Annotated in this window: 26 protein-coding genes; 6 read left to right on the top strand and 20 right to left on the bottom strand. The window is 62.9% G+C overall.

Features of this window, described 5'->3' with window-relative positions; translation table 11 throughout:
- Positions 1-23: 23 nt before the first annotated feature.
- Together ACSKB8_RS15270 and galE are read right to left on the bottom strand one after the other, a co-directional pair.
- Positions 24-383 (bottom strand): hypothetical protein, encoded by a 360-nt coding sequence (locus ACSKB8_RS15270; RefSeq protein WP_438104993.1) that lies wholly within the window; start codon positions 381-383, stop codon positions 24-26.
- A 498-nt stretch (positions 384-881) separates the two neighbouring features.
- Positions 882-1,994 (bottom strand): UDP-glucose 4-epimerase GalE, encoded by a 1,113-nt coding sequence (gene galE, locus ACSKB8_RS15265; protein ID WP_438104991.1) that lies wholly within the window; start codon positions 1,992-1,994, stop codon positions 882-884.
- Between the two features lie 225 nt (positions 1,995-2,219).
- On the opposite strand from galE, the gene ACSKB8_RS15260 reads away from it, so the two are divergent.
- A complete protein-coding gene (locus ACSKB8_RS15260) occupies positions 2,220-3,917 on the top strand; it encodes a hypothetical protein (protein WP_438104989.1) in 1,698 nt (565 codons plus the stop codon).
- Between the two features lie 32 nt (positions 3,918-3,949).
- Here ACSKB8_RS15260 and ACSKB8_RS15255 read toward each other — a convergent pair whose 3' ends face one another.
- The 8 genes from ACSKB8_RS15255 to ACSKB8_RS15220 all read right to left on the bottom strand — a co-directional run bounded on the left by ACSKB8_RS15255 (position 3,950) and on the right by ACSKB8_RS15220 (position 9,144).
- Positions 3,950-4,360: a DUF2304 family protein gene (locus tag ACSKB8_RS15255; protein ID WP_438104987.1), complete on the bottom strand. Its 411-nt coding sequence runs from the start codon at positions 4,358-4,360 to the stop codon at positions 3,950-3,952.
- Complete coding sequence (locus ACSKB8_RS15250; RefSeq protein ID WP_438104986.1) at positions 4,357-4,569, bottom strand: hypothetical protein; 213 nt, start codon at positions 4,567-4,569, stop codon at positions 4,357-4,359. The genes ACSKB8_RS15255 and ACSKB8_RS15250 overlap by 4 nt, the downstream gene beginning before the upstream one ends.
- A complete protein-coding gene (locus tag ACSKB8_RS15245) occupies positions 4,566-5,045 on the bottom strand; it encodes a glycosyltransferase family 2 protein (RefSeq protein WP_438104984.1) in 480 nt (159 codons plus the stop codon). Before ACSKB8_RS15245 ends, ACSKB8_RS15250 begins: the two co-directional genes overlap by 4 nt.
- 6 nt (positions 5,046-5,051) lie before the next feature.
- Entirely contained in the window at positions 5,052-5,420 is a 369-nt protein-coding gene (locus ACSKB8_RS15240) for a hypothetical protein (protein ID WP_438104982.1), read from the bottom strand.
- Positions 5,417-6,304: a class I SAM-dependent methyltransferase gene (locus tag ACSKB8_RS15235; protein ID WP_370986508.1), complete on the bottom strand. Its 888-nt coding sequence runs from the start codon at positions 6,302-6,304 to the stop codon at positions 5,417-5,419. The genes ACSKB8_RS15240 and ACSKB8_RS15235 overlap by 4 nt, the downstream gene beginning before the upstream one ends.
- A gap of 516 nt (positions 6,305-6,820) precedes the next feature.
- Positions 6,821-7,078 carry a hypothetical protein gene (locus tag ACSKB8_RS15230; protein WP_438104980.1) on the bottom strand — a complete coding sequence of 86 codons (258 nt, stop codon included), beginning with the start codon at positions 7,076-7,078 and terminating at the stop codon, positions 6,821-6,823.
- Between the two features lie 58 nt (positions 7,079-7,136).
- Positions 7,137-8,195: an AMP-binding protein gene (locus ACSKB8_RS15225; RefSeq protein ID WP_438104979.1), complete on the bottom strand. Its 1,059-nt coding sequence runs from the start codon at positions 8,193-8,195 to the stop codon at positions 7,137-7,139.
- Positions 8,113-9,144, bottom strand: a complete 1,032-nt coding sequence (locus tag ACSKB8_RS15220; protein ID WP_438104977.1) for an AMP-binding protein — start codon at positions 9,142-9,144, stop codon at positions 8,113-8,115. The genes ACSKB8_RS15225 and ACSKB8_RS15220 overlap by 83 nt, the downstream gene beginning before the upstream one ends.
- 837 nt (positions 9,145-9,981) lie before the next feature.
- Between ACSKB8_RS15220 and ACSKB8_RS15215 the strand changes: the two genes are divergently transcribed.
- On the top strand, positions 9,982-10,278 hold the full coding sequence (locus ACSKB8_RS15215) for a hypothetical protein (RefSeq protein WP_027575249.1): 297 nt from the start codon (positions 9,982-9,984) through the stop codon (positions 10,276-10,278).
- Between the two features lie 41 nt (positions 10,279-10,319).
- Here the strand turns inward: ACSKB8_RS15215 and groL are convergent, their stop codons facing one another.
- From groL to ACSKB8_RS15185, 6 genes are all read right to left on the bottom strand, one after another.
- Complete coding sequence (gene groL / locus ACSKB8_RS15210; protein WP_438104975.1) at positions 10,320-11,945, bottom strand: chaperonin GroEL; 1,626 nt, start codon at positions 11,943-11,945, stop codon at positions 10,320-10,322.
- 332 nt (positions 11,946-12,277) lie between these two features.
- Positions 12,278-12,604, bottom strand: coding sequence for a hypothetical protein (locus ACSKB8_RS15205; protein WP_438104974.1), 327 nt, complete (start codon positions 12,602-12,604; stop codon positions 12,278-12,280).
- A 316-nt stretch (positions 12,605-12,920) separates the two neighbouring features.
- Positions 12,921-13,946 carry an alpha/beta hydrolase gene (locus ACSKB8_RS15200; RefSeq protein ID WP_438104972.1) on the bottom strand — a complete coding sequence of 342 codons (1,026 nt, stop codon included), beginning with the start codon at positions 13,944-13,946 and terminating at the stop codon, positions 12,921-12,923.
- Between the two features lie 127 nt (positions 13,947-14,073).
- Entirely contained in the window at positions 14,074-14,382 is a 309-nt protein-coding gene (locus ACSKB8_RS15195) for a hypothetical protein (protein ID WP_438104971.1), read from the bottom strand.
- 159 nt (positions 14,383-14,541) lie between these two features.
- On the bottom strand, positions 14,542-14,838 hold the full coding sequence (locus ACSKB8_RS15190) for a HigA family addiction module antitoxin (protein ID WP_438104969.1): 297 nt from the start codon (positions 14,836-14,838) through the stop codon (positions 14,542-14,544).
- Between the two features lie 40 nt (positions 14,839-14,878).
- Positions 14,879-15,163, bottom strand: a complete 285-nt coding sequence (locus ACSKB8_RS15185) for a type II toxin-antitoxin system RelE/ParE family toxin (protein WP_091896996.1) — start codon at positions 15,161-15,163, stop codon at positions 14,879-14,881.
- A 1,765-nt stretch (positions 15,164-16,928) separates the two neighbouring features.
- Between ACSKB8_RS15185 and ACSKB8_RS15180 the strand changes: the two genes are divergently transcribed.
- Entirely contained in the window at positions 16,929-18,419 is a 1,491-nt protein-coding gene (locus tag ACSKB8_RS15180) for an amidohydrolase family protein (RefSeq protein WP_438104967.1), read from the top strand.
- A 3-nt stretch (positions 18,420-18,422) separates the two neighbouring features.
- The gene (locus ACSKB8_RS15175; protein ID WP_438104965.1) at positions 18,423-19,349 is read left to right on the top strand and encodes a CobW family GTP-binding protein; all 927 of its coding nucleotides are present in this window, start codon (positions 18,423-18,425) and stop codon (positions 19,347-19,349) included.
- Positions 19,350-19,365: 16 nt separating this feature from the next.
- On the opposite strand, the gene ACSKB8_RS15170 is transcribed toward ACSKB8_RS15175, so the two are convergent.
- A complete protein-coding gene (locus ACSKB8_RS15170; protein WP_438104963.1) occupies positions 19,366-19,737 on the bottom strand; it encodes a hypothetical protein in 372 nt (123 codons plus the stop codon).
- Positions 19,738-19,839: 102 nt separating this feature from the next.
- Complete coding sequence (locus ACSKB8_RS15165) at positions 19,840-20,217, bottom strand: tautomerase family protein (protein WP_438104961.1); 378 nt, start codon at positions 20,215-20,217, stop codon at positions 19,840-19,842.
- A 173-nt stretch (positions 20,218-20,390) separates the two neighbouring features.
- Between ACSKB8_RS15165 and ACSKB8_RS15160 the strand changes: the two genes are divergently transcribed.
- A complete protein-coding gene (locus ACSKB8_RS15160) occupies positions 20,391-20,990 on the top strand; it encodes a TetR/AcrR family transcriptional regulator (RefSeq protein WP_438104960.1) in 600 nt (199 codons plus the stop codon).
- Positions 20,991-21,234: 244 nt separating this feature from the next.
- On the opposite strand, the gene ACSKB8_RS15155 is transcribed toward ACSKB8_RS15160, so the two are convergent.
- Both ACSKB8_RS15155 and ACSKB8_RS15150 read right to left on the bottom strand, forming a co-directional pair.
- Complete coding sequence (locus ACSKB8_RS15155) at positions 21,235-21,708, bottom strand: hypothetical protein (protein WP_438104959.1); 474 nt, start codon at positions 21,706-21,708, stop codon at positions 21,235-21,237.
- Between the two features lie 11 nt (positions 21,709-21,719).
- Entirely contained in the window at positions 21,720-22,220 is a 501-nt protein-coding gene (locus ACSKB8_RS15150) for a hypothetical protein (RefSeq protein WP_438104958.1), read from the bottom strand.
- 358 nt (positions 22,221-22,578) lie between these two features.
- Between ACSKB8_RS15150 and ACSKB8_RS15145 the strand changes: the two genes are divergently transcribed.
- Positions 22,579-24,261: a methyl-accepting chemotaxis protein gene (locus ACSKB8_RS15145; protein WP_438104956.1), complete on the top strand. Its 1,683-nt coding sequence runs from the start codon at positions 22,579-22,581 to the stop codon at positions 24,259-24,261.
- Positions 24,262-24,424: the final 163 nt, after the last annotated feature.

The raw sequence follows: 24,424 nt of genomic DNA, 5'->3' as shown, positions 1-24,424 counted from the left end.
AAGTGGCCCGTGAGGCTGCTCGTTCACCACCAATGCCTTACCGCCCCAAATCGCCAGCGCGTAGCTTCGGTTGAGTTCCCGACATCGAACCCCCAAGAGCGCGGGGACGCCTTTGGCGCGTCCACGGCCGCCCCTGCGCCGCCTTGCTCCCCCTCCGGGGCGCCGCCGGCCTCCGAAAGGGGGTCCATCACGTCGGAGTCATCATCGGACTCGATCCATCCGGCGATGCGCTCGTGCGGAGGCACATCGCCATTTTCGACGATATCCACAATACAGGACGGATCGGCACCGCAGCGGAGCATGTCGTTGAAGTCTTGGCCCTTGCCGCCGGAAACGGGTTTTGCGGCGGCCTCAGGGAGGCCACCGTTCGCAGTGTTGGTCATGTCGGATTCTACCCTCTAGCGGCGGCCCATGCGGGCGCCGCTGGTGAGACAGTCGCGCTAGAAACGATAACGATTCTGTAGAACCGTTTTCTGTCCCACCATCTCCTAAGTGTTTGATTTCCCGTGGGGCCTAAAGTCCCCTAGGGAGCGCCATTCTGCGATTTTCCGCGATGTTCTACGACATTCTACGATGCCGCCCCCCCGTGAGGCGGCGCTAGTATTCGCACTCGCCAGCTGACCCTCACAGCCGACTGCATCAGCGAAGTTTTGTGACTTGGCGGCTCAATTCGCATAATAAGCGGCTACAGAATGTGCGCTCGTAGGGAAGGCGGAGTCCGGCTTGTAGCGGCCGGCAAAGGGGCTCTGAATCACGGCTGCTGCCGACCAGACGACCCCTGTGCGCGCGACTCGCGCTTGTGCCGAATCTCGTCGCTGAGTCCCCCACCCCCGGCTGACGGAAAACGAGCGCAGCGATGGCACTGGTTGCCATCACCAGGCTCATCGCCGGCGCCTCCTCTGTTCTTGGACGAGCGTTGAACTTCCGCGCGGCAGACGCTTGCCCCGTCTAACCTTGCTGACAATGGGACGGAGCGGGACCAGCTGAGACACTCCGGAGGGAAGACTGGCGTTACCTTGTGCCAATAGTTTGCGTTCCCAAGCGAGCGCATGGCGGACGATCAGGGAAAGATCATCCCATTGGGGTCGCCAGCCTAAAAGGTTGCGCATCCGTTCCGCCGACGCCACGATCTCCGCCGGATCGCCAGGCCGGCGGGCGGCAAGTTCGACGGGAAAGTCGTATCCAGATTCGCGCCGCATGGCGTCGATCACCTGCATGACCGAAAAGCCGCAGCCGTAGCCGCAATTTAGCGTCAGGAACTCTCCACCACCGCGCAGGTATGAAAGCGCGTGACAATGAGCGTTTACGAGGTCGCTCACGTGGATATAGTCGCGAATGCAGGTCCCGTCAGGCGTGGGATAATCGGTGCCGAAAACCTGCATCCTCTCTCGCAGACCCACGGCAGTCTCCGCTGCAACCTTGATAAGATGCGTTGCCCCTCGGGTTGCCTGTCCAGTGCGCAGAGCAGGATCGGCGCCTGCTACGTTGAAATACCTCAAGATGACGTAGCGCAGGCCATGAGCGCGTGCAGCATCACGCAGCATTGTTTCGGCCATGAATTTGGATGCGCCGTAAGGTGATACAGGCGCAACGGGGGTCTCTTCCGTGACAGGATTTGCCGGCGGATTCCCGTACACCGCAGCCGTCGACGAGAGGATGAAACGCCGCACTCCACTTCTGATTGCGATCTCGAACAGACTTCGGGAATTTGCGGTGTTGTTGCGGTAATATCGAAGCGGGTCGGCAACCGACTCCGAAACAACGACCGAACCCGCAAAATGAATAATCTCGGAAATCCCATACTTCGCGATCAGCGGCGCAACTCGCCGCTGATCCCCGATGTCCTCAACGAAAACCGGAACTCCGGATGGTATTGCCCATTCGAAGCCCGATGAAAAATCATCGATCACGATGGGCTGTTCGCCACGATCAGCAAGTTCGTACACCATGTGGCTCCCAATGTATCCGGCACCTCCGGTGATAAGGATCGCCATTGCTAACCCGCCTTGGGAGACCTGATTTGAAGCTTCGGGAACAAAGTTCCCTTCAGACGCGTTATCGAAACCCAGCGCAGGACAACACTCGAGGTGTGCTGGGGTTCGTTCGCGATTGCGGTTGAGCGGGATGTCGCCTGGTGTGATGCGGGCGCAAGCAGAACCGTTCGCGTCCTGATCCGCCGCTTGAATTCCTCGTGCAGCGGCTCGATCACAGGACAATGCATGGCGCTTGAGCGGGTGGATGGCGACGTTTCTGGGTTTGCGAGGCCGAAACTCGGCCTCGCATTCGCTGCTCGCCATGCCGAGACGTTGCTTGTGCTCCTTGTGCTGGGCGTGGCCTTGATCATCGGGCTTGTGACCACCGCGGATTACGGGCTGTCCACCGACGAATTCAACACCGACGAGTACGGCCCCAAGGCACTTGCCTGGTACACGAGCGCGTTTGCGGACCGGTCTCAGTTCGAGACGGTCGAAGAGTATCTTTGGATGTATGGACCGTGGTTTCAGGTGCTCGTCGCGGCCGTGCAGTCGCTTGATCTCGCGAGCCCGATCACGGTCCGGCACGCGATGACCTTCCTGTTCGGCCTCGTTGGGCTCGCCGCTGTCGTGCTGATGGCACGGCTCACCGTCGGGCGCTGGGCTGGGTTGACGGTGCTCACCCTGTGCCTGCTGACCGGCTACCTGTACGGCAACCTGTTCTTTGCCCCGATCGACGTGCCGTTCCTGTTCGCCATGAGCTGGTCGACGCTCGCGATCGTCCTGATGGTGCGGCAGGAGGTGCCGAGCTGGCCTCTGACCCTCGCGACGGGCCTTGCCACCGGCCTCGCCATCGCGACGCGCACCGGCGGGGTGATCACGCACGCCTACCTCGTCGGCGGCATGAGCCTGTGCGCGCTCGAGGCGCTGCTGCGCCATGGCCGCGCGGGCTATGGCCAATTGCGCCAGATCGCCTTGCATACGTTGCTCGTCATCGTCATCGCCTGGCTGACGGCGATTGCGCTCTGGCCGTGGTTGCAGATTGGAAATCCGCTCATACAATTCCTCGAGGCCTATCGGCACTTTGGTACGCTCGACACCTCGTTCGAATTCCAGAACTGGGGCCGGCTCACGTTCACCGATAACGTGCCCGCCTGGTACATCCCCGGACAGCTCCTGGCGCGTCTGCCCGAGGGCTTTTTGGCGTTGCTGTTGCTCGGCATGGCGGTCTGGATCGGTGCTGCAGCGTCGTGGACCCGCGCCACCCTCGGCGCCCTGCGCCGGTCTGGCGTCGTGGGACTGCGACCGGTCGCGGCCGAGCTCGCAGGATCGCGCGCGGTGCTGGTCGTCAGTGTGGCGGCGTTCGGGCCTATCGCAGTGCTCATCCTGCAGGGCTCGACGCTCTATGACGGTGTCCGCCATGTATTGTTCGTGATCCCAATGCTCGCCATCGTGGCCGCGCGCGGGCTCACGAGCCTCTTGCCCTTCTTGCGACGCCTCCCGATTGTGCCCGTGGCCCTTGGGGGCGCGCACACGGCTGCCATCGTGGTGACGCTCGTCATCCTACATCCGCTCGAATATATCGCGATGAACAGTCTGGCAGGCGGCGTCGCCGGCGCTTACGGCCGTTTCGACCTCGACTATTGGAGCATGGCGGCTCCCGAGGCGCTGCGCCGCCTCGAGGATCGAATTGACGCCGAAGGCCGGTTCGCGGGCGATCCACCGCGCGTGCTCCTCTGCCTGGCCTGGCGCGAGCAACTCGCAGGCGTGATGTTCCGACGCAACTGGATTGCCGAAACACATGTGGAAGAGGCCGACTACCTGATCGCCACCGAGCGCTGGCCTTGTGCCGACGGCACGACGGCCGTACTGGTTGACGAGGTCACGCGATTTGGCCGCCCGTTCGCCAAGATCTACGCCAATCATCGCGGGCTCGATGAGTGACGTCAAGTTCCGGTGCGACTTGGCAATGGCATCTACTTCTTCGCCTGCAACTCGATCGGGGGCGCCTCGGCCTTTCGACCCAACATGACCGGGCGACGTTTTCGCGGAGGGACTGCCTCACGCCGTCGCTCCCTGGCGCGATCGATCGCCACGGCGCGCGCCAACCGCGTGATCATGTCGAGCTGGAGCCGCAGCTTGAGATGCAAGTTGAGCATGATGAGCAGGCTGATCACGACCCAGATATAGACGATCAGGTCGGAGCCGCGGCCGATTCCCACGAGAGCCGCAAGTGCTGTAGCGTGTTCCTGCACCCAGACGAAGTAGAGGCCGGCGAGCGCAGCGCCGCTCGCAAGAAGGCCGATGATCGGCACCGTCCGATGCGCCGACCAGGCGTAAACCAGAACCAACATCAGAAGGGCCGTCAGCAACAGCTGCGCGATCATCGGTAGAGCCTCCGTGCAAACAGATCGATCAGGATGGTCAGCGCATCGGTGATGCGTTGACCCTTGCCCAGCGAATAGGCGCTGTACTCGATATTTACTGGCACTTCGACAAAGCGCAGGCGGCTCTGCGCGATCTGGTGCAGGATCTCGGACGCGTGCGCCATTCGGTTCTGTCGCAAGAAGATCGCGCGGGCGCCGCGCGCGGTCATCGCCCGTAGGCCATTGTGGGTATCGGTGACCGGCAGCCCGGTGCTCGCGCGCGTGAACCAGAGCGCGGCGCTGAGTAGGATGCGGCGCGACATCGGCAGATTTGCGGTCGCACCGATGAGAAAGCGGCTGCCGAGCGCGAAATCGATGCCGGGCTGCTCGATCGCCGCGAGCAGCGCGGCGATGGCCGCGGGGAATGCTGGCCGTCGGCGTCGAACGTGACGAGCGCATCCGCACGCTGCTCGAGGGCGTAGTCGATGCCGGTCTGCAGCGCGGCGCCCTGTCCGAGGTTGATCGGATGCCGGACGACGACCGCGCCTGCGAGCAACGCGACGTCGCCGGTGCGGTCGCCGGAGCCGTCATCGACTACGACGACGGCGTATCCCGCGCGGCGAATGCCGGACACGACGCTGCCGACCACCGGCGCTTCATTGTACGCCGCGACAACGACCCAGGGATTGCGAATCCGGCCGTTCATGTCTCATCAACCCACAACAAGCACAAGACCGCAGGCGATCACCGCGATTCCGACCAGAAGGCGCGCCGACAGCGGCTCGGCGAACACCAGCGCGCCGAGGACGGGCGTTACCGCAAACGCGACGGCCACGAACGGATACGCGCGCGACAGCGGCGTGAATGTCAAAAGCCAGACCCACAGGACGGACAGCGCCGCATAGAGCGCGATGGCGCCGATAAACGGTGCGTCCTGCAATAGCAGCAGCGCACGCGCCGACAACGGATGGCCGTTGCCGAGGCGCAGCGCGGCGGCCTTGAACAGGAGTTGGCCCGCCGCCATGCCGGCCGCGTAGGTGAGGAGCAATGCGATCTGGCCGAAGTTGAGGCGCTCTGTCATGGGAGGCTCGTATCAGGATATGGGGGCGCCTTGCTCAAGACCACGCGCATCGCGTCGAACAGGTTCACCGGAATGGCGAACCGGTTGCCGCTCGGGCTGGCCGCGATCCTGCGGCCGAGCATGCGACCGACCTGGAAGGCGATCAGCGAGAACGGCACGAATTTCCAGGGGTGATCGGAACTCTCGACGCAAAGGCCGACCGAATGGGCCAGAGACGCGATGCTGTCGCGGTTGAAGAACCACAGGTGCTGCGGAGGCGTCATCAGGCGCCAGTGCGCGCCGGTCGAGCGCGCCGCCAAGGAACCGAAGTCTCCGGTCGTCAGCACGATGATTCCGTCCGGCCGGAGATGGTCCGCAAATAGCGCGAGGGCTTCCTGCGGGTCGGGCAGATGCTCGATGACGTCGAGGAGCACTATGACATCCAGGGTGCCAAACGAGTTGAGAGTCGCTTCGCTCAGCAGGCCGCAGACGACGTTCAAGCCGAGATCGCCAGCATGGGCGGCAGCCGCCTCCGCCGGCTCGATGCCGCTCACCTCAAATCCGGCGCGGCGGGCTTCATCGAGAAAAAAGCCGTAGGCGCAACCGATCTCGAGCAGGTAGCCCTGTGGCTTGCGGCGCTGGATGAACTCGACCGTGCGGGCGAACTCGCGCCGTAGCACGGGTTCGGCGCCGCGATAGTCAGCGTAGCCGTCGGACTGACGGCCGGAAAAGTAGCCATCGTCATAATAGGCGAGAGGATCGAAGCTCGATGCCTCGGTGCGTCCCAGTCCGCAGTTACGACATTGAAAGATGTCGCAACCGTTCTTAATGTAAAGAAACCGATGCGGCGTCACCCGACTGCACGCGGGACACTTAAGCGTAAGCGCAGTTCGGTCGTTTCGCATCAGCACATAGGTCCCCCCATGGCGTTTTGTCAGTGCGAAAAACGCCTCCGACGCCGAACTGTTCCGCTCGGCGAACGGCCACGGGGTCGCAGGCTGCCTGGCTGGTAGCTGCGAATAGCTCGAGGATGATCCACACTCTCGCCGGTGCAGCACGGTGAGACGGCGGTCGTCCGAGGGACGATGCCGGAGCTACTGGGCGCCAGCGTCGTCGCGCTGGGGCAGCGTCAGCTGAGGCTGATCTTGAGTAGCTTGGCTGCGTTGTCGCCCAGGATGCCGGCGCGGTGCTCGTCCGTGAGCTCCGGCGTCTTCATGACGTGCTCGATTGGATAGCGCGGTCTAGAATTAGATAGCAATCTCAAGCACATAAGAGATCGTGTTTTTGTTCTGAATGGTGCGCCATTTGTGTCTGGACGCTCGGAATTATCAGGTCGCGTCGCGCCGCAATTGGCTTGCGCTGAAGCGTGCCTGTGACGATCGCCCGCCGGACAGCGCGCTCCGCGCCTCGCAGGAGCAGCACTACTGCGGCTGATATCCTTCAATGCGCGTCAGCAGTTCTTCTTCCAGCACAGCCCGGCGCTTCTTGAGCCACTCAACTTCCGCCTCCTGATCAGCTCTCGCCTCGTAAGCTTTAAGGAGATCAGTGACGCGGCCGTATTGGTGGCAAAGTGCGTCGAAGGTTCCGTCTGTCGTCACTAAGCGGCGCACGACCACTTCATCCTCGGAGAACCTTGCGAGCAACGGCCGGATGCACTCCACGATTTCGTTTGTTTCCATCGCTCTCCTCCGTGTTCTGTCCGACGCATCTCGCGGGACAAGCCACGAAGACCGCGGACTAGGATTTCATCTTTCGAATCTCATCGACGATCTCGGGATTGGCCAGCGTCGAGATGTCGCCCGCATCCTCGTTGTTCGAAATCGCCCCGAGAACGCGGCGCATGATCTTTCCGGAACGGGTCTTCGGCATATCGGGGACGATCACGACACGGCGCGGACGAGCGATCGCCCCGATCTCACGGATCACGGAGTCTTCCACTCGCTTGCGGATGTCCTCGCTGGGGGCGAGCCCAGGCTTCAGCGAGACGTAGAGATCGGGGACCTTGCCTTTGATTTCGTCCCTGGCAGGAACCACTGCCGCCTCGGCGATCTCCTCAACAAGCAGGCTCGCGGACTCGATTTCCTTGGTCCCAAGCCTGTGCCCGGCCACGTTGATGACATCGTCGATTCGACCCAGGATGCGATAATAGCCATCGGCCGCTTGTAGAGCGCCGTCGCCGGCCATGTACGGCCAATCGCGCCAGTTGTGGCTCGATCGATCCTTGCAGTAACGCGCGTAGTACTGTTGGACGAAACGATCGGAGTCTTTCCAGATCGTCTGGAACGAGCCCGGCCAGGGGTTCTGGATGCAGATGTTTCCGGCACGGCCAGAGCGCGGTGGAATCTCGGCGCCTGCCTCGTCGTAGATGATCGGGTGAATGCCCGGCACTCCCGGCCCCGCGCTTCCCGGCTTCATCGGGTTCAGCGCCGGAATCGTGCTGCACAGAAAACCGCCATTCTCCGTTTGCCACCAGGTGTCGACGATGACCGCCTCGCCCTTGCCAACGACGTCGTGGTACCACTTCCAGACGGCCGGTTCGATGGGTTCGCCCACGGTGGTCATATGCTTGAAGTGGTGGTTGTACTTTGGCGGCTCTTCCGGCCCGGCGCGCCGAAGCGCCCGTATTGCTGTCGGCGAGGTATGAAAGATATTGACGTCGAGCTCTTCGGCGATGCGCCACGGGCGCCCCGCGTCAGGATAGGTAGGAAGCCCTTCATACACCACCGACGAGGCGGCGAGCGCCAGCGGCCCATAGACGATGTAGGAGTGACCCGTGATCCAGCCAATGTCGGCCATGCACCAGTAGACATCCTCCGGATGGATGTCCTGAATGTATTTCGACGTTCCCGCGACGTAGGAGTAGGTATCCACCGGTAGAGTGCTGACATCCCTTTGGCCTCCCGGTGGTGCCGCTGGTGTACATCAGGAACAGCGGATCTTCCGCGGGCATTTCCACGGGGTCGACCCGGCGCCGCCGATAGCCCGACAACATCTCGTTCATGACGAAATCGCGGCCCTCAACCAATGGCGTCTTGCTTGAGTATCGCCCAGGGTATCTCTGCCACACGAGCACCTTCTCGACCTTGGCGCCTTCCTTCTCCGCCTCGCTGACTGCGACGTCGGCTTTCTCCTTGTGATCGAGAAGCTGGCCGCCACGGTGATAGGCATCCATCGTGATCAACACACGGCTTTCGGAATCGACGATGCGATCTGCCGTGGCCTTCCCGCTGAAGCCGCTGAAGACTTGCGAGTGAATGATCCCGAGCCTGGCGCAGGCCAGCATCGTGATCGGAAGCTCCGGCACCATGGGCATGTGCAACGTCACCCGGTCGCCTTTCTTGAGACCACAGCCGTCTTGCAACAATGCCGCGACCTCGTTCACGCGCACATAGAGCTCCTGGTAGGTGACGTGCTGGATCGCTTCGTGCTCCGGCTCGGGGACGAAGTGAATCGCCGTCTTGTTCTTGTACTTGGCGAGATGGCGATCGACGCAGTTGTAACTGGCGTTGATCCTGCCGCCGACGAACCATCGCCAGAACGGCGGATTGCTCGTATCAAGCGTGATGTCCCAGGGCCGGTACCAATGAAGGAGATCGGCGTACTCCTTGAAGCAGTCCGGGACGTTATCGAGACTGAATCGATCAAAGACCGTTTTGTCAGTCAGGTTGGCCTGCGCGAGAAATCTCTCCGGCGGGTTGATATAATTCTCTTCCTGCCAGTGGACCGCGATCTCGGCTTCCGACACTTCTGCTGTTCCTTGTGACATACGCTGTCTCCCAAGCTATCGCGTAGCCTCGAAATCACACGGGCCGCAGGGTGCTCTCGCGCAGGCGGGCGCTGGCGGCGCCCGCAGCGCGAGGCCGTTTCAAGAATGCATGTCTCAGAAATTCGATCATCCGGCACTCCCTATGCCGTGGCGGGAGCGCAATTCACGCTCAACGTCCAGCGGGAGCGTTACGAGCTGGCAACGAGTTTAGATCGTTTCAGTCAACCTGGCGAGGCTTGCTCCCTCTCTCCTCGCACATATGAGGTGGCGCCTATTGCAATGCAGCGCCCTCAATGCCTCAGTTGGTGCGGCGCAGCAGTGAACCGCAGCGCATCACAGTGCGGTGCAGGATTGTATCGGTATTTCCACTACATAAGAGTTCGCGGTTTTGTTCTGAGCGGCGCGCCATTGCCTTTGCTCTGCTGGCAAGACCAGGTTGCGGTACCGCAGCCAGCCTGATGCCCCCCCGCAATAACTTCGACTGGCCGATAGCGCGAAAGGCCCGGTAAAGGCCTGGTCGTCATCGCCGACGGGCCTTCGAAAACAAGGCGACCTCTTGGGATCAGGACACGCGGCGCACAGCTCTCGACGACACTGCCGATAGGCTGCTGCCGTCCGGTTCGCCGAAGCGCAGGTGCGGTCGTGTCGCAGATTGAGCGTGTCGAAGACGATGCCGCCCCCTTCTCTGAACAATCGCAACCGTGCAGTCGAGCCAGCTCGCTCTTATGTATCTATCGATACGCACCAGCACGACGGTTGCCGCGGCCTTGTTCACGGCATAGGTGCTGATGAAACCAACGACCAGGGAGTTGATCGATGAGGTCCTTTCTGCTGCTGACGGCCAGTGGTCCGTTGCTGGTCCTCACGTCCCACGGAACGCTGCACGATCCGAAGTTCCTGGGCAGGCTCAAAGCCAAGGGAATCGGCAAGTTTGTCGCCTTCGATGTGCCGCTTGATCTCGCGAAGGAGCGCTATGGCGGCCATTTCCACGCGGTCGAGAGCGATTTGCACGAAACAGACGACTTGAGGGTCCTCGATTTCAATGGCCAGCGGATCTTTCAGCTGTTTCGTTTCGACGAACTCGGTGCCGCAGTATTGCAAGAGCAAGCCTGATGCAGGCTTGATCGCGCCCGGAAGGGAGCGGCTGGTTGCCGTCAGAAATCCATTGGCGGCATGCCCGGCGCATGCGTCTCGGCCTTCTTCGGCTTTTCGGCGACCAGCGCTTCCGTCGTGATCAGGAGCGCGGCGATGGAGGAGGCATCCTGCAACGCGGTACGCACGACCTTGGCGGGGTCGATCACGCCGGCCTTCACCATGTCCTGATATTCGCCGGTTGCAGCATTGAACCCCCAATTGTAGTTGTCGTTCTCAAGCACCTTGTTGACGACCAGCGAGCCCTCTTCACCCGCGTTCTCCGCGATCTGGCATGCTGGCATCCGCAGCGCGCGACGCACGATCTCGACGCCTGCCTTCTGATCGGCATTGGCCGTCCTCATGCCCTTGAGCGCCTTCTGCGCTCGCAGCAGGGCGACGCCGCCGCCGGGAAGGATGCCTTCCTCGACCGCTGCGCGCGTTGCATGATGCGCGTCGTCGACGCGGTCCTTGCGCTCCTTGACCTCGACCTCGGTTGCGCCGCCGACGCGGATCACCGCGACCCCGCCGGCAAGCTTCGCCAAACGCTCCTGGAGTTTCTCGCGGTCGTAGTCAGAGGTGGTCTCCTCGATCTGCACCTTGATCTGCGTCGTGCGCGCTTCAATGTCCTTTTTCGCGCCGGCGCCGTCGACGATGGTCGTGCTCTCCTTATCGACCACGACCTTCTTGGCGCGCCCGAGCATGTCGAGCGTGACATTCTCGAGCTTGATGCCGATATCTTCGGAGATCGCGGTGCCGCCGGTCAGGATCGCAATGTCTTCCAACATCGCCTTGCGGCGCTCGCCAAAACCCGGCGCCTTCACCGCGGCGACCTTCAAGCCGCCACGCAGCTTGTTGACCAGGAGCGTTGCGAGCGCTTCGCCTTCGACATCCTCCGCGACGATCAGAAGCGGCTTGCCCGATTGCGCCACCGCCTCCAGGAGCGGAAGCAGGGTCTGCAGTACAGACAGCTTCTTCTCGTGGATCAGCAGATAGACGTCCTCGAGCTCGACGCGCATCTTTTCGGCATTGGTGGCGAAATAGGGCGAGATGTAGCCACGGTCGAACTGCATGCCTTCGACGATTTCGAGCTCGGTGCTGAGGCTCTTTGCCTCTTCCACCGTAATGACGCCCTCATTGCCGACCTTCTTCATGGCCTCGGCGAGGAACTTGCCTATCTCGGCGTCGCCATTTGCCGAGATGGTGGCGACCTGAGCGATCTCCTCGTTAGCCGTCACCTTCCTGGCATGAGACTTCAGGTCATGCACGATCGCGTCCACCGCAAGATCGATGCCGCGCTTGAGGTCCATCGGATTCATGCCTGCGGCGACCGACTTGGCGCCTTCCTTGACAATGGCTTCTGCAAGCACGGTTGCGGTCGTGGTGCCGTCGCCCGCGATATCGCTGGTCCTGGACGCCACCTCGCGCACCATCTGGGCGCCCATGTTCTCGAACCTGTCCTCAAGCTCGATCTCCTTGGCGACGGTGATACCGTCCTTGGTGATACGCGGCGCGCCGAACGATCTTTCGATCACCACATTGCGCCCCTTGGGACCGAGCGTGACCTTGACGGCATTCGCCAGCGTATCAATGCCCCGCAGCATCCGTTCGCGCGCTTCGGTCGCGAATTTCAGATCCTTGGCAACCATGATGCGAACCTCCCTTCGCTCCTCCCCTTAAGCTGAGCAAGCGGTCTCAGGTCGCCTTCAATCAGGAGCCGGCGCCCTTGACCGTCCGTCGGTTACGTCTGGATTATACAGCAATTTCAATTGTATAGGAGTTCGCATTTTTCTGAGTGGCGCGCCATTTCTCGAAACCAACCTTCCTCTGATCCCGATTGATTGTTCCGCCCGCCGGGTGAACCCATGGCATTGGCGGTCAACATCCGGGCCGACAGATCGTATCTGGCGGCGCGAGCGTATCCGGCGGCGCGAGTGCCGCATGGGCTCAAGTCCGGCGAGCCATCGATACGGCGCGTCCGTCAGCATCCCCCGGCGATGTCGTTCAAATCCGAGTAGCCCCAGACCTTGTGACTCTTTCCGGCGGGGGTGCGCCAACACTTGCTTACGACTTTGCCTATCACTGTTATGAAATTCAGCGTGACGTTGACCCTGCGCCCGCAGTGGTTGTTGTAATAGACCGTTGTCGTGGCGCTGCCATCGGCCCAGGTGTAATTGGCACGTTTGGCGGATTGCTCCGAGCAGAAGAAGCCGGCGTAATAAGCTGAAGCTGGTGAACCGGACAGGAGGCTCGTCGCAAGAACGATGCTGGCACCGGTCGCCAGCCGTGGGGTCCAGTGGGCATGCACGTGTTTCCTCTAATTTCTCCCCAGCCTCATTACCCGCCACGCGAGAGGAACTTGCCGCGTTCAACTCGATTCCTCCGGCTGTAACCTGCCAGCGAACCGAAAGGTCCCGCCGCTTCGATCGCGACACGATGGCGCAGGGGGCGGTCCTGCTCCGCCGGGATCGTCTTCTCAGCGCGTGTTGTCCGCGCGGCGCGTCTCCCATGGAGCGGCGCGCTCAGAGAGTTCAATCATTGCCGCCACCGGCCGTTTTGTCGCTTGAAGCCGCAACGGGCGTGCGCAGGAGCAAGCTTTCGCTTCGCTCGGCGCAGGCACTCTCTTACGCGGTCGTGCCGTCGATCGAGCGGCGGATCACCCGCTGCACTTCCGCATTCGACAGAAACAGATCGTGATTGATGATGCCCCAGCCTTCCTGCGAGGCGTCGACCACGCGCACGCCGAGCTGCGCGATGGCAGCCTTCTCGGCGGCGCCGACCCTGGTCATTCCGCCTGCGATCTGTCCCGACAGCGCCAGCGCGCGATCGTTGGTTGAGGCAATCACGGTGATCTTGCCGGTCAGCGGACCGATCCGCTGGATCGACGACGAGAACACGTCCATGTCGATATCAGGCGAGGCAAACACCACCGCGCCGATCTTGCTCGTGACGGTGTCGCCATATCGGGCATAGAGCTGACGCAGGCTTTCGAGCGTCAGCATGGTTCCCATGCTGTGCGCAACGATGTGCACGCGGCCGCCGGTTGGCGCCGACACGAGCGCGGAGAGCACGCGTTCGAAAGCGTCGCGGGACCACATCGCGCTGTCGCGGTCATAGGCATAGTCGAACAGTCCGGCCTTGGAAGGCCAGGAGAACACCATGGTCCGGCCGCGGAACTTGATCCCATCGGAGAGATGGGCGGCATCCAGCACCGCCGTCTCGAATGTCTGTTTGAAGCCGTGCACATAGATCAACACGTCCCCTGCGCCGGCCTGCGCAGCGAGATCGCCGGCCTCGGCCGACACCGGTTCGATCCGATCAAGGCGCCAATCGCCAAGTCCAACCGAGGCGAGGGAAAGACGGCTCTCGTCCGGCGCCACCAGCTTCGCTCGCGCGACCGTCATGCTCGTCGCGCGGTCCGGTCCGAACCAGGGTTTGGTGCGACCGCCGTTCACGGGCTTGCGCGTGGTGGTGACAAGCAATGTGGGGTCAACGGAGAGAGACGACGCGTCGAAGCGCGCGCCGGTCGCACCCAAGCCGGCGCATCCGCCGAGCGCGAGGGCACTCCCTGCCGACACAAGTCCGCCGAGGAGAGCGCGGCGCGAAACAGAACGACCGGAGTCGCGTTGCAGAAGACGTCGGACGATCACACGGAACCTTTGGGAACTTTGCCCACCGTAACGCCGCCCCGCCTAGCTCCCTGAATGACAATGGGGGCAAGAAGACGGCGGAGTAGCGTCGCGGTTGCGTAGACATAGTGTCCGAACGAGCGCCAGGTCAGTCGATGATTTCGATCGAATGTAGCGTGCACCAATCGCGCAACGCCTGCTTCGTCGCCTCATTCTCGTAGGCATGCCAGCGATCGATCGCGCGGCGTCTGGCGAGCAAGGACTTGAATTTCGGATAGGCGCCCCGCTTGCTGAAGAAATAGCGGACATCGTCGAAATCATCCGGCAGGAACTCGCGGACGAAAGCCAGCACCAGGGGCTTGCCGAGGCCGAGATCTCGTTTGTCCGGGAGCGCGAGAAATTTCTCCTCGTCGTCGATGTCATCAGGCAGTTCGTCGTTGAACTCTGCTGCGTCCATGAAATCTGTTTGATAATAGATCTTCCCGGTCTGCCTGCAGACGAAGGCGCGGAATTCCCCATGTCGCCGTTGGTGTTGGCGAACTCGAAGGCTGTGGTGATGTCTTGGAACTTCACAGGCATTGGCTTTGGTCGCTATATCATCGCAACTGCAGCACTCTCAAACCGCCTCGTAAGCCGCGATCTTTTTGATCTGAGGTGCGAGCACGTCCTCCGCCGTTTCGAGGTCGAAGCGGGTCTGAATGTTCATCCAGAACGCGGCGCCTGTCTTGAAGAACTTTCCCAGCCGCAGCGCGGTATCGGCGGTGACGGGTTTTTCTTCGCGCGCAATGCGTTCGATCCGGGTGCGCGGCACGTTCAGAGCGGCCGCGACCGCGTAGGGCGTCAGCTTGAGCGGAACGAGAAATTCTTCACGCAGGATTTCGCCGGGATGAATCGGCGGAAGTTTCCTTGCCATCTGCGAACTCCTTTTGGCTAGCCACAATCGGCCTGTCGGACTAATGATAGTCCATGATCTCGACATCTTCGGGGCCCGCGTCCGTCCATCTGAACACGATCCGCCATTGATCGTTGATGCGAATCGAGTACTTCCCCGCCAGCTTCCCCTTGAGAGCTTCGAGGCGGTTGCCGGGAGGTGATCTCAGGGCGTCGAGAAAGTCGGCAGCGTCCACCATGATGAGTTTTCGGCGGGCGATCTTTGCGAGGTCCGCCGGAAAACCTTTCGGAATCGTGCGGCCCTTAAGGATCGGCTCGGCGAACTTCCCCTTGAAGCTCTGGATCATGTCAATACGTATCTTGTCGGGATACGTAATTCAAGGCCTTCGTATCTCGTTGGGATACTAAGGGCAGTTGCCGCGCTCCGCGGAAGCTGGCCGAAAGGATCGGCTCGGCTCTCAGGCGAAACACCACTGTCAAGTCGCTCTGTCAAAAATATTCCACTTTACCGAAATTCGGATTTGTCGTATGTGTCGACCCATCCCAGTCCACCATAGGGGCGGTCGTACGTCGTCACGAACGCGGGTTGGGGGTTGCGGTGGACGCGGGCGGCGTTAAGGCGGGCTTCGAGCATGCAGGGCGAGATGAACCTCGTGAGCATGGCGCGAACCCGCGAAGACGGACGGCGCCCATGTCCGGCGAAGCCTCTTGGCGAAGCCGGATGGCCTGCGTACGGCGAAACCGTGTGGTCCTGGCCGTCGTTGCTACGGTCAAGCCTTCGCGAAGGCGTCATCGCGTCAACCGGCGCGCTGCCGTGCATTTCGCGGAGGTGAGGGAGGCCAGAAGGAACTCGGCTCCCGGGAGAGCGCGGCATAGGCCGTCAAACCATCGCGCAGGGAAGGCCTGGTTTCGGCTGCCCTGTGTCTCCCCTGTGCATTGCGTGTGCATTCGTTCAGCGCAGGGGTCTTACGGGTGCCAGCCGGCGCCCGGCCTTCCCTGCGCCCTTTCATTGAGAGGGTGTGAAAGGACAGCATCACTCGGGCAAAACCTGCCGCGAGGACGCGGGCGTATGCCAATCAGAGACTCCGATGAGGATACATGAACTTACCGCTCCCAATGCCACGGGTCGGGAGGAAAATCATGCAAAGCCGCAACCGGGCAGAGGCGGACCGCGGGCGAATGCACGCGCTATCCAGACCACCATCGGCTCATGCGACAACTCGGAGGGCCACGAACCGGAACGATGTCGGCGCGAGCCTTGGGAGAGCGCAGAAGGTGGTCCGCGATCTGTCGGCGAAACAGTCACCATTAGGCAAGCGCGCTGTCGGACGCGCGAAGGCTTCCGGACGCGCTTGAAAAATGTATACTACCACTGGTGGCTTCGGCGATTTCGCCTGATCGTCATTATTGTACACTCCCTTTCAATCCGGAGAAATTTCAAGTGTCGCGCGCAAGGCCGCCGTCAGCAATCGCTAGGGTGAGAAATAGCCTACGACCTTTCTATAATCTGCGTCAGGAACAGACTTATCGGTCGCGTGCGGCGCCTAGTTTTTGGAAGCAGATTCAGGCTGTCAGGCAAGAAGCGGGAAGAAGCGATTATTCCGAAATTCTCAGCATTGCTGAGGATATCCGCCAGGGCTGCCGAGGCGTTGCTGCTCGAACTGCTAAGAGGAACCTAGCTTTGGCATCGGCGTGCCGCCGAGGGGCCCTCATCGCGTCAACCGGCGCGCTGCCGTGCATTTCGCGGAGGTGAGGGAGGCCAGAAGGAACTCGGCTCCCGGGAGAGCGTGGCATAGGCCGTCAAACCATCGCGCAGGGAAGGCCTGGTTTCGGCTGCCCTGTGTCTCCCCTGTGCATTGCGTGTGCATTCGTTCAGCGCAGGGGTCTTATGGGTGCCAGCCGGCGCCCGGCCTTCCCTGCGCCCTTTCTTTCGAGAGGGTGGTGAAGAGTAGAGCACAGCTCGGGCAAAACATGCCGCGAGGCTGCAAGCGCGCGTCTGCGATTGGCCTGCCAAATGATCTTCCGTGTGAGCATGATGCATCGGCCGCAGTGGAGGTGGTCGTTGCCCCCGGAATCTGCCTTGATGCGATCTCAGCGCGGAGGAGTTTTGATATGAGCGGCTTGGTGATCTCTGGCGGCCGGGTGGTGGATCCCGCCAGCGGAATGGACGCCATCGGCGACGTGGCGGTGGTGGACGGCAAGATCGCCGCGGTCGGCTCCTCGCTCGGCGGCGCCGAGCGGGTGATCGACGCCACCGGCCTTGTGGTCGCGCCCGGCTTCATCGATCTGCATGCACATGGCCAGTCGCTCCCGGCCGACCGCATGCAGGCGTTCGACGGCGTGACAACGACGCTCGATCTCGAGGCCGGGGTGCTGCCGGTCGCATCCTGGTATGAACGCCAGGCCAGGAAGGGGCGAGTGCTGAACTACGGCGCCGCCGCCAACTGGGCGTTTGCGCGCATCGGCGCGATGACGGGCTCCAATGCGGAGAGTTCGCTGGAGGCGTTCGGCAATGCCATGCGCGACCGCCGCTGGATCGAGAACGTCGCGACCGATGCGGAGGTCGCCGGCATCCTCGAGCGCCTTTCGCGCGGCCTCAACGAAGGCGGCATCGGCATCGGCATTTTGAACGCCTACGCTCCGGGCGCCGGCGTGCAGGAGCTGACCGCGGTCTGCCAGCTCGCTGCGGCCAAGGACGTGCCGACCTTCACCCATGTCGCCTTCATGTCGCGCATCGATCCCGAGAGCGCGGTTGAAGCCTATATCCGCCTGATCGGCTATGCCGGGGCCACCGGCGCGCACATGCACATCTGCCATTTCAACTCGTCGAGCAAGACCGACATCGAGCGCTGCCGCGTGCTGGTCGAGAAGGCGCAGGCGCAGGGCCTGCCTATCACGGTCGAGGCCTATCCTTACGGCACGGGCTCGACCGTGCTGGCCGCCGCCTTCTTCAGCGATCCCGAGTTCGTCGACCGCAATGGCACCGGCTACGATTCGGTGCAGCGGGTGACCGACGGTCATCGCTTCCGCGACCGCGAGGAGCTGCTCAAGGCGCAGGCCGAAGAGCCGTCCTCGCTGGTGCTCTGGCACATCCTCGACACCGAGAACAACGCGCATCACCGCGACCTGCTCGACATGTCGGTGCTCTATCCCGGCGGTGCGATCGCGTCCGACGCGATGCCGTGGACGTTGCCCGACGGCTCGACCTACACCGGCGATGCCTGGCCGTTGCCGAATGACGCCACCTCGCATCCGCGCTCGGCGGGCTGCTTCACGAAGTTCATCCGCGAATGGGTGCGCGAGCGCAAGACCGTGTCACTGCTCGAAGGCGTGCGCAAATGCGCGCTGATCCCGGCGGAGATCTTGTCGCAGAGCACGCCCGCGATGCGCGCCAAGGGCCGGCTCGATAGGGGCGCCGATGCCGACATCGTCGTGTTCGATTACGAGAGGCTCTCGGACCGCGCGACCTTCACGGCGATGAACCGTCCCTCAGAGGGCGTGCGGCATCTAATCGTCAGCGGCCAGGTGCTGATCAGTGACGGCGTGCTTGACGTGGCGGCGCGGCCCGGCCGCCCCGTTCGCCGGCCTGTTGTCGAGAGCTGACTCATGCCGGTCCCCATTCTCCTGGTGACGGGCTTTCTGGGGGCGGGCAAGACCACGGTCGTGAACCGTCTGCTGGCGCACGCGGACGGGCGACGCATCGCCGCCGTGGTCAACGATTTCGGCGCGATCAATATCGATGCGGAGCTGATCGCCGGTGCCAGCGACGGCGTGGTCAGCCTCGCCAATGGCTGCATCTGCTGCTCGCTCGAAGGCGATCTCTTGCGTACGCTCTCGACGCTGCTGCGGCGTGATCCCAAGCCGGACTACATCGTCATCGAAACCAGCGGCGTCGCCGATCCCGCCGACATCGTGCGCAATCTCATGGACCCGGTGATCCTGCGCGAAGCGCCGCTCGAAACCGTGCTCTGCGTGCTCGATGCGACAGCACCGCACGCGGCCCTGGAGGATGCGCTCCAGCGGTCGCAGTTGCGGGTCGCCGATATCGTGGCGCTGAGCAAGCTGGATCTCGCGGATGAAGGCGCGGGGTTACGGATGCGCGAGGCGATCCGCGCCCAGCGCGTCCCTGCCGTGGTGGTCGATGCGACCCACGGCGAGATTCCTGCCGCGCTGCTGTTCCCTGCCAATGTCGACCGCGCGCCCGCGTCGCGCGAGGTAGCGCCGCGACGGCCGGCGGAAGAGCGCTTCGAGACGCTGAGCTGGACATCGGACCAGCCCATCTCGTTGCCCCGCTTGCAGCAGGCCATCAGCCGCCTTGCGCCAAAGCTCGCGCGCGCCAAAGGCCTGTTCGAGACGGTCGAGCAGCCCGGCCGCCAGGTGGTGTTTCAGTTCGCCGCCGGCCGCGCCACGCTGGCGCCGGGCGATGCGCCGACGCCGGGCGCGGCGCGGACGCGGATCGTCTTCATCGCCGAGCTCGGCGTCCTCTCCAAGGCGGAGCTCGATGAAATTATGGAGGCGTGCGTTGCGGGGTGAAGCTCTTAAGCCGAAGTCACTCCCCCTCCGGCTCGATCGGCTTCTCAGTAGCCTCTTCCGCATGGACCGGGGGCGCGCCATGCGCGCCGCGCAGCCGGATCATGGTGTCGATCACGTCCACCTCGATCTTCAGCACGTCGAGATTGTGCGTCATCTCGCGGACCTCCTGGCCCTTGCGCGCCAGTTCCTCCGACACGTCGACCGCCATCTTGCGTTCGGTCACGTTGCCTTGCGTGTTGACGAACAGCTTTGCGCGCATCCATTCGAGTCGTGCCCGCTGGGTGTCGCGCTCGAACTTTTTCTCCGCGTAGCGACGCCGCGCCTCCGCATAGGCGCCAATCAGCGCCGTTTCCGGCAAGCTCCACAATTGCTCGATCGACATGGTCATGCCGTTCAGGTCCCGGGTTCGGCTCGGCGGAGTCTTCCTCCGCAGCCTATCAGACCCTTCCGGCCGGCAATTCTCAAGAGGGCGTCGGCAGATCCGGCAAACTCACGCGAATTGTGCGATTCCGTTTCCGACGGACCAGTTCTCCTTGGGCGCATCGAGCACGTTCACGAAAACGTCCTCGGGGCGGATGCCGGGATTTTCGCCGAGCAGGTCCGCGATCCGGCGATACAGCGCCGTCTTCTGCTCGGCGGTGCGCGAGGCGAACACGGTGATCTGGATCAGCACGGCGTCATCGCTGCGCTCGACGCCGTAGGCGTTGCCGCAGCGGAAGTTCGCGGGCTCGAGCTCACTGATGGTCATGAATTGGTCGCCCTCGGGCACGTTCAGCGCCTCGCGCATGGCGCGGTAGAGGCCGTCGAGGATCGCCTGCCGGTAGGCTTCCGGCTTGCCGGCGCGCATCGAGATGTGGAGCAGAGGCATCGGGATTCCCCTTTTGCTTTCCGGCGCGACCGCCTGCTTGCGGGCCGGTCCAGGGACGAAGCGGGCGATCGACCCCGATCTGTTTTTGACGTAGTGTCAAAAAAGCACGTTCTTGACATCATGTCAAATACTGCCGGTTCATTCAGGACCCGGCAGTCCAGGAGGATCGCCATTTGAGACCGCGCGAGTTCGACCACGACGACGTCCTGCGCATCGCGTTCGACCAGTTCTGGCGCAAGGGTGTGCGCGGCACGTCGCTGTCGGACATCGCGCGTGACACCGGCGTCCAGCGCGGCAGCCTCTACAATGCGTTCGGCAGCAAGGAGGCGCTGTTCCTCCAGGCCTATGAGCGCTATTCGGGCGATTATCTCGTCGCCCTGCAAAAGGCGCTCGGCGCGGGCTCATTGCGCAAACGCCTCACCGCGTTCTTCGACCTGACCATCAGCAACTTCCGCTCGGGCTCTCCGCCGCGGGGATGTCCGACCACGCGTGGCTTGATGGAGCTCGGCGCGGCCGAAGACGAAGGGCTGGATGAAGAGGCGCGTCAAGCTTTTGCAAGCCTTGTCTCGCGCATCACTGCTCTGGTCCAGGACACGTTGTTGGCCGGCGCCGAACGTGGCGAGTTCAGTGGCAACCCCGCCACCGCAGCCCTACACATCGTCACGATGACGCGTGGACTCGCCGTGCTTGAACGCGCGTTCGGCGACGAGCCGCAATTGCGCAAGATCGCCGCCCACACGATCGACCTCGTGCTGGGCAAGAAGGGCGCCTAAAGCATGATCCGGAAAAGTGCGCAGCGGTTTTCCGAAAAGATCATGCTCAAACAACAACCTAAAGCGCGATGACGATTCATCCTAATCTCATCGCGCTTTGGGTGGACATGCGAGAAACAACGATCCCAGCGATGATCGCGCTGGGATCGTCTGGAGGTTTCATGGAAGGCGTCGAGCTCCGCCTCTCCACGGCGATGTTGATACCGCAAGGCTGCTGCGGATGCGGCTAGAACCCGTCAAAGTTTCAGCACAGCGCAAGCGCGTTGACCGCGCGTGTCGCGGCATCCTCCTTGCCGGAGCCGACGAACTGGCAAACCATGGACTCGAGCTCGCCCGGCTGCTTGCGGCGGGCGACGGCGAGCAACCGCATCAGCTCCGTCTCGTCCTTCGACAGACGCCGGCAGGACGGCGGCATGAAGCACAGCTCGCATGGCCGGCCGCTGCGCAGGATCCTGACCAGCGCGGCAGCCCGCGCCACCAGCAACGCGCTGTCGGCAATATCAGGAGTCTCGTCGGCGAAGCGGTAGGCTGCTTCCCAGCAATCGGATGCGCCGGTCGCATAGGCCGCCTCGATGAAGCGGAACAACGACAGCGCGACGCGCGAAAACTGATCGTAGCTCTCGAGGTTTCGTGGCGTCGAAAGTACGGCCTGGAGCGGACAGAGCCGCGATTGGCCCGCCTTCGGGACTGGCACGGAGCCGCTCGCGTCCTGCATCATCGACGATCCCATCAGTGCAGCGTGGGACTGCCCACAAACCAGCTTTTCATGGCCATCGTCCGATCAGGCTCGAATGAGCGGACGTGCCGGTCGGGCAGAATGAGGCCCGCCATGCGGAAGATCGTTGCAAGCCCGCACACCGGCGCCAGCGCCCAATCGGCCCCGACCGGCGGCAGCCAGCACTCGAACTGCTCGCGCGCGACGTCGATGCGTTCCTGCTGGGCCGCGGCAATCGCCCGCAGGATTCCGTGCTCGCTGTCGGACATACGCGGGCAGGTGGGGCAGTGCACTTCGATCGCCGTATGCGCCGTGCACGCGAAGATCTCGATGATGGATTCCAGCGAGGGCACGGCATCGCCGACGCGAAAATGGTCGTACACCTGCTTGATATCGGCCGCGGTCGGGACAGCGCCTCCGCTGCGTGCCTTGGCCCGAAATCCCCAGATGAAGAGCCGCTCCGCCGCGCTCAGCGCGGGAAGGTCGAGGGACCCGGTGTATGTCGATTGATGCATTGAGGTTCCGGCTTTCGGCTGCGCTCACGCCACGGTTGGTGTTGATGATCTGCGCCGATCGTTCTGCCAGAGCCCTCTGCAAGTCAACGCTTGGAGGGGCGATATCGAGGTCTTCTAGATCTAAAGAGCCTTCTCTGGCCTTGTCTCGAACTATTCCAATGCAGGGAAGCGCCGACGCATTCCAACCCTCTCCAGCGACGTCCATGACGGCGGGGATCGAGGACGCAGGTGGCCGCCGGATGAATGGCGCCCCATCCTTAAGCGGTTCTACGGGCTCTGGGGAATCCAATGCTTAAAGCTTTGCTAAGGGGAACGGGATAAACAGACATATCAGCCCTTCCAATTCTTGCGAGCACCGATGGTTTTCTCCCGCATCAGTTTCAAGCTGGTCCTGATTGTCGGCATCAGCCTCCTCGGCATGGTCGCGCTGGCGCCGATCGCGCTGTCGACCCTGCGCGCGCAGATGATCGCTGACCGCCAGGCCAAGACGCAGCACATGGTCGATGTCGGCTACGGCATCCTGGCGCATTACCAGAAGCTCGAGAGCGAAGGAAAACTCTCGCGCGAGCAGGCCCAGGCGGGTGCAATGGGCGAAATCAAGAGCCTGCGCTACGACAAGGTCGAGTATTTCTGGATCAACGACATGGCCCCCAAAATGGTCATGCACCCGATCAAGCCCGAACTCGACGGCAAGGACCTTTCCGGGATGAAGGATCCCGCCGGCAACGCGCTGTTCATGGGCTTCGTTGACGTCGTCAACAAGCATGGCGCGGGCTTCTACGGCTACCTCTGGCCGAAGCCCGGTTTCGACCAGCCGGTCGGGAAAATCTCCTATGTGAAGGGCTTTGCGCCCTGGGGCTGGATCATCGGCACCGGCATCTATCTCGACGACGTCGACGCTGCCTTCCGCCAGAATGCGATGACGTTCGGCTATATATGCCTCGCTGTGCTGATCCTGGTTCTCGGCGCCTCCTTCCTGATCGGGCGAAGCGTCACCCGGCCGCTGACCAGGATCACCGCGCTGACCGAGCGCCTCGCCGCCGGCGATAGCGCGTTCGACGTGCCCCACACCGATCGCCGCGACGAGATTGGCGGGCTCGCCAAGGCGCTCGCGGTGTTCAAGGACAATGCGTCGGCGGTCAGCCGGATGCATGCCGAGCAGCAGGAGCTGAAGCAGAAGGCCGACGACGAGAAGCGCAGGGCGATGGCCGATCTCGCCGGCAAGTTCGAGGCAAGCGTTCAGGCCGTCGTCCGCGACGTCTTCAACGAGGCGCGCGCGATGCAGCAGGCCGCGCAGGGCATGTCGGAGACCGCGAACAAGGCGACCGACCGTGCAAGCTTCGTCGCCACCGCCTGCCAGCAGGCCTCGAGCAACGTGCAGACGGTCGCCTCCGCCGCCGGCGAGCTGTCGTCCTCGATCACCGAAATCAGCCAGCGCGTGGCGCAGGCTGCCAGCGTGGCGGACAAGGCCGCCGCTGACGGTCAGCGCACCAACGACACCGTGCAGGGGCTGGCCGCGGCCGCGCACAAGATCGGTGAGGTCATCGACCTCATCAACCAGATCGCCTCGCAGACCAATCTGCTCGCGCTCAATGCCACCATCGAGGCGGCGCGGGCGGGCGAAGCCGGCAAGGGCTTTGCAGTGGTCGCGAGCGAAGTGAAATCGCTGGCGAGCCAGACCGCGAAGGCGACCGACGAGATCGGCGCGCAGATCACCGCGATCCAGGCCGAGACCAACGAGGTCGTCGGCAACATCGAGAGCATCCGCGCCACCATCATGGAGGTCAACGAGATCTCCTCGTCGATCGCCGCCGCGGTCGAGGAGCAGGGCGCCGCGACGCAGGCGATCGCGCGCAACGTACAGGAGGCGGCCTCCGGCACCGACCAGGTCTCGCAAAACATCTCCGGCGTCACCGATGCCACGGCCGAAACCGGCCAGGCCGCCGGCCTCGTACTGCAATCGAGCGGCCGGCTGACGCAGAAGCTGCAATCGCTCGAAGACGAGGTCGGCGCCTTCGTTGCGGGCGTGCGGGCGGCCTGATCGTCGCCGATCTGTCTGCCGTGACGTGGATTATTCGCCTCGTCACGGCGCGTGCTGCGGATCGAAATTCCGGCCTGCGGGAGCGGTCATCGTGACCGGTCTTCTCGCTCTTGACGGCTGCGGTTAAAGTGAAGAAGCAGGATCATCGAACCTGCCGACCCGC

The sequence above is a fragment of the Bradyrhizobium sp. BR 1432 genome (assembly GCF_051547705.1).
Lineage (GTDB): Bacteria > Pseudomonadota > Alphaproteobacteria > Rhizobiales > Xanthobacteraceae > Bradyrhizobium > Bradyrhizobium zhanjiangense.
The sequence above is the reverse complement of the archived record's forward strand: the minus strand, read 5'-3'. Positions and strand labels throughout refer to the sequence as shown.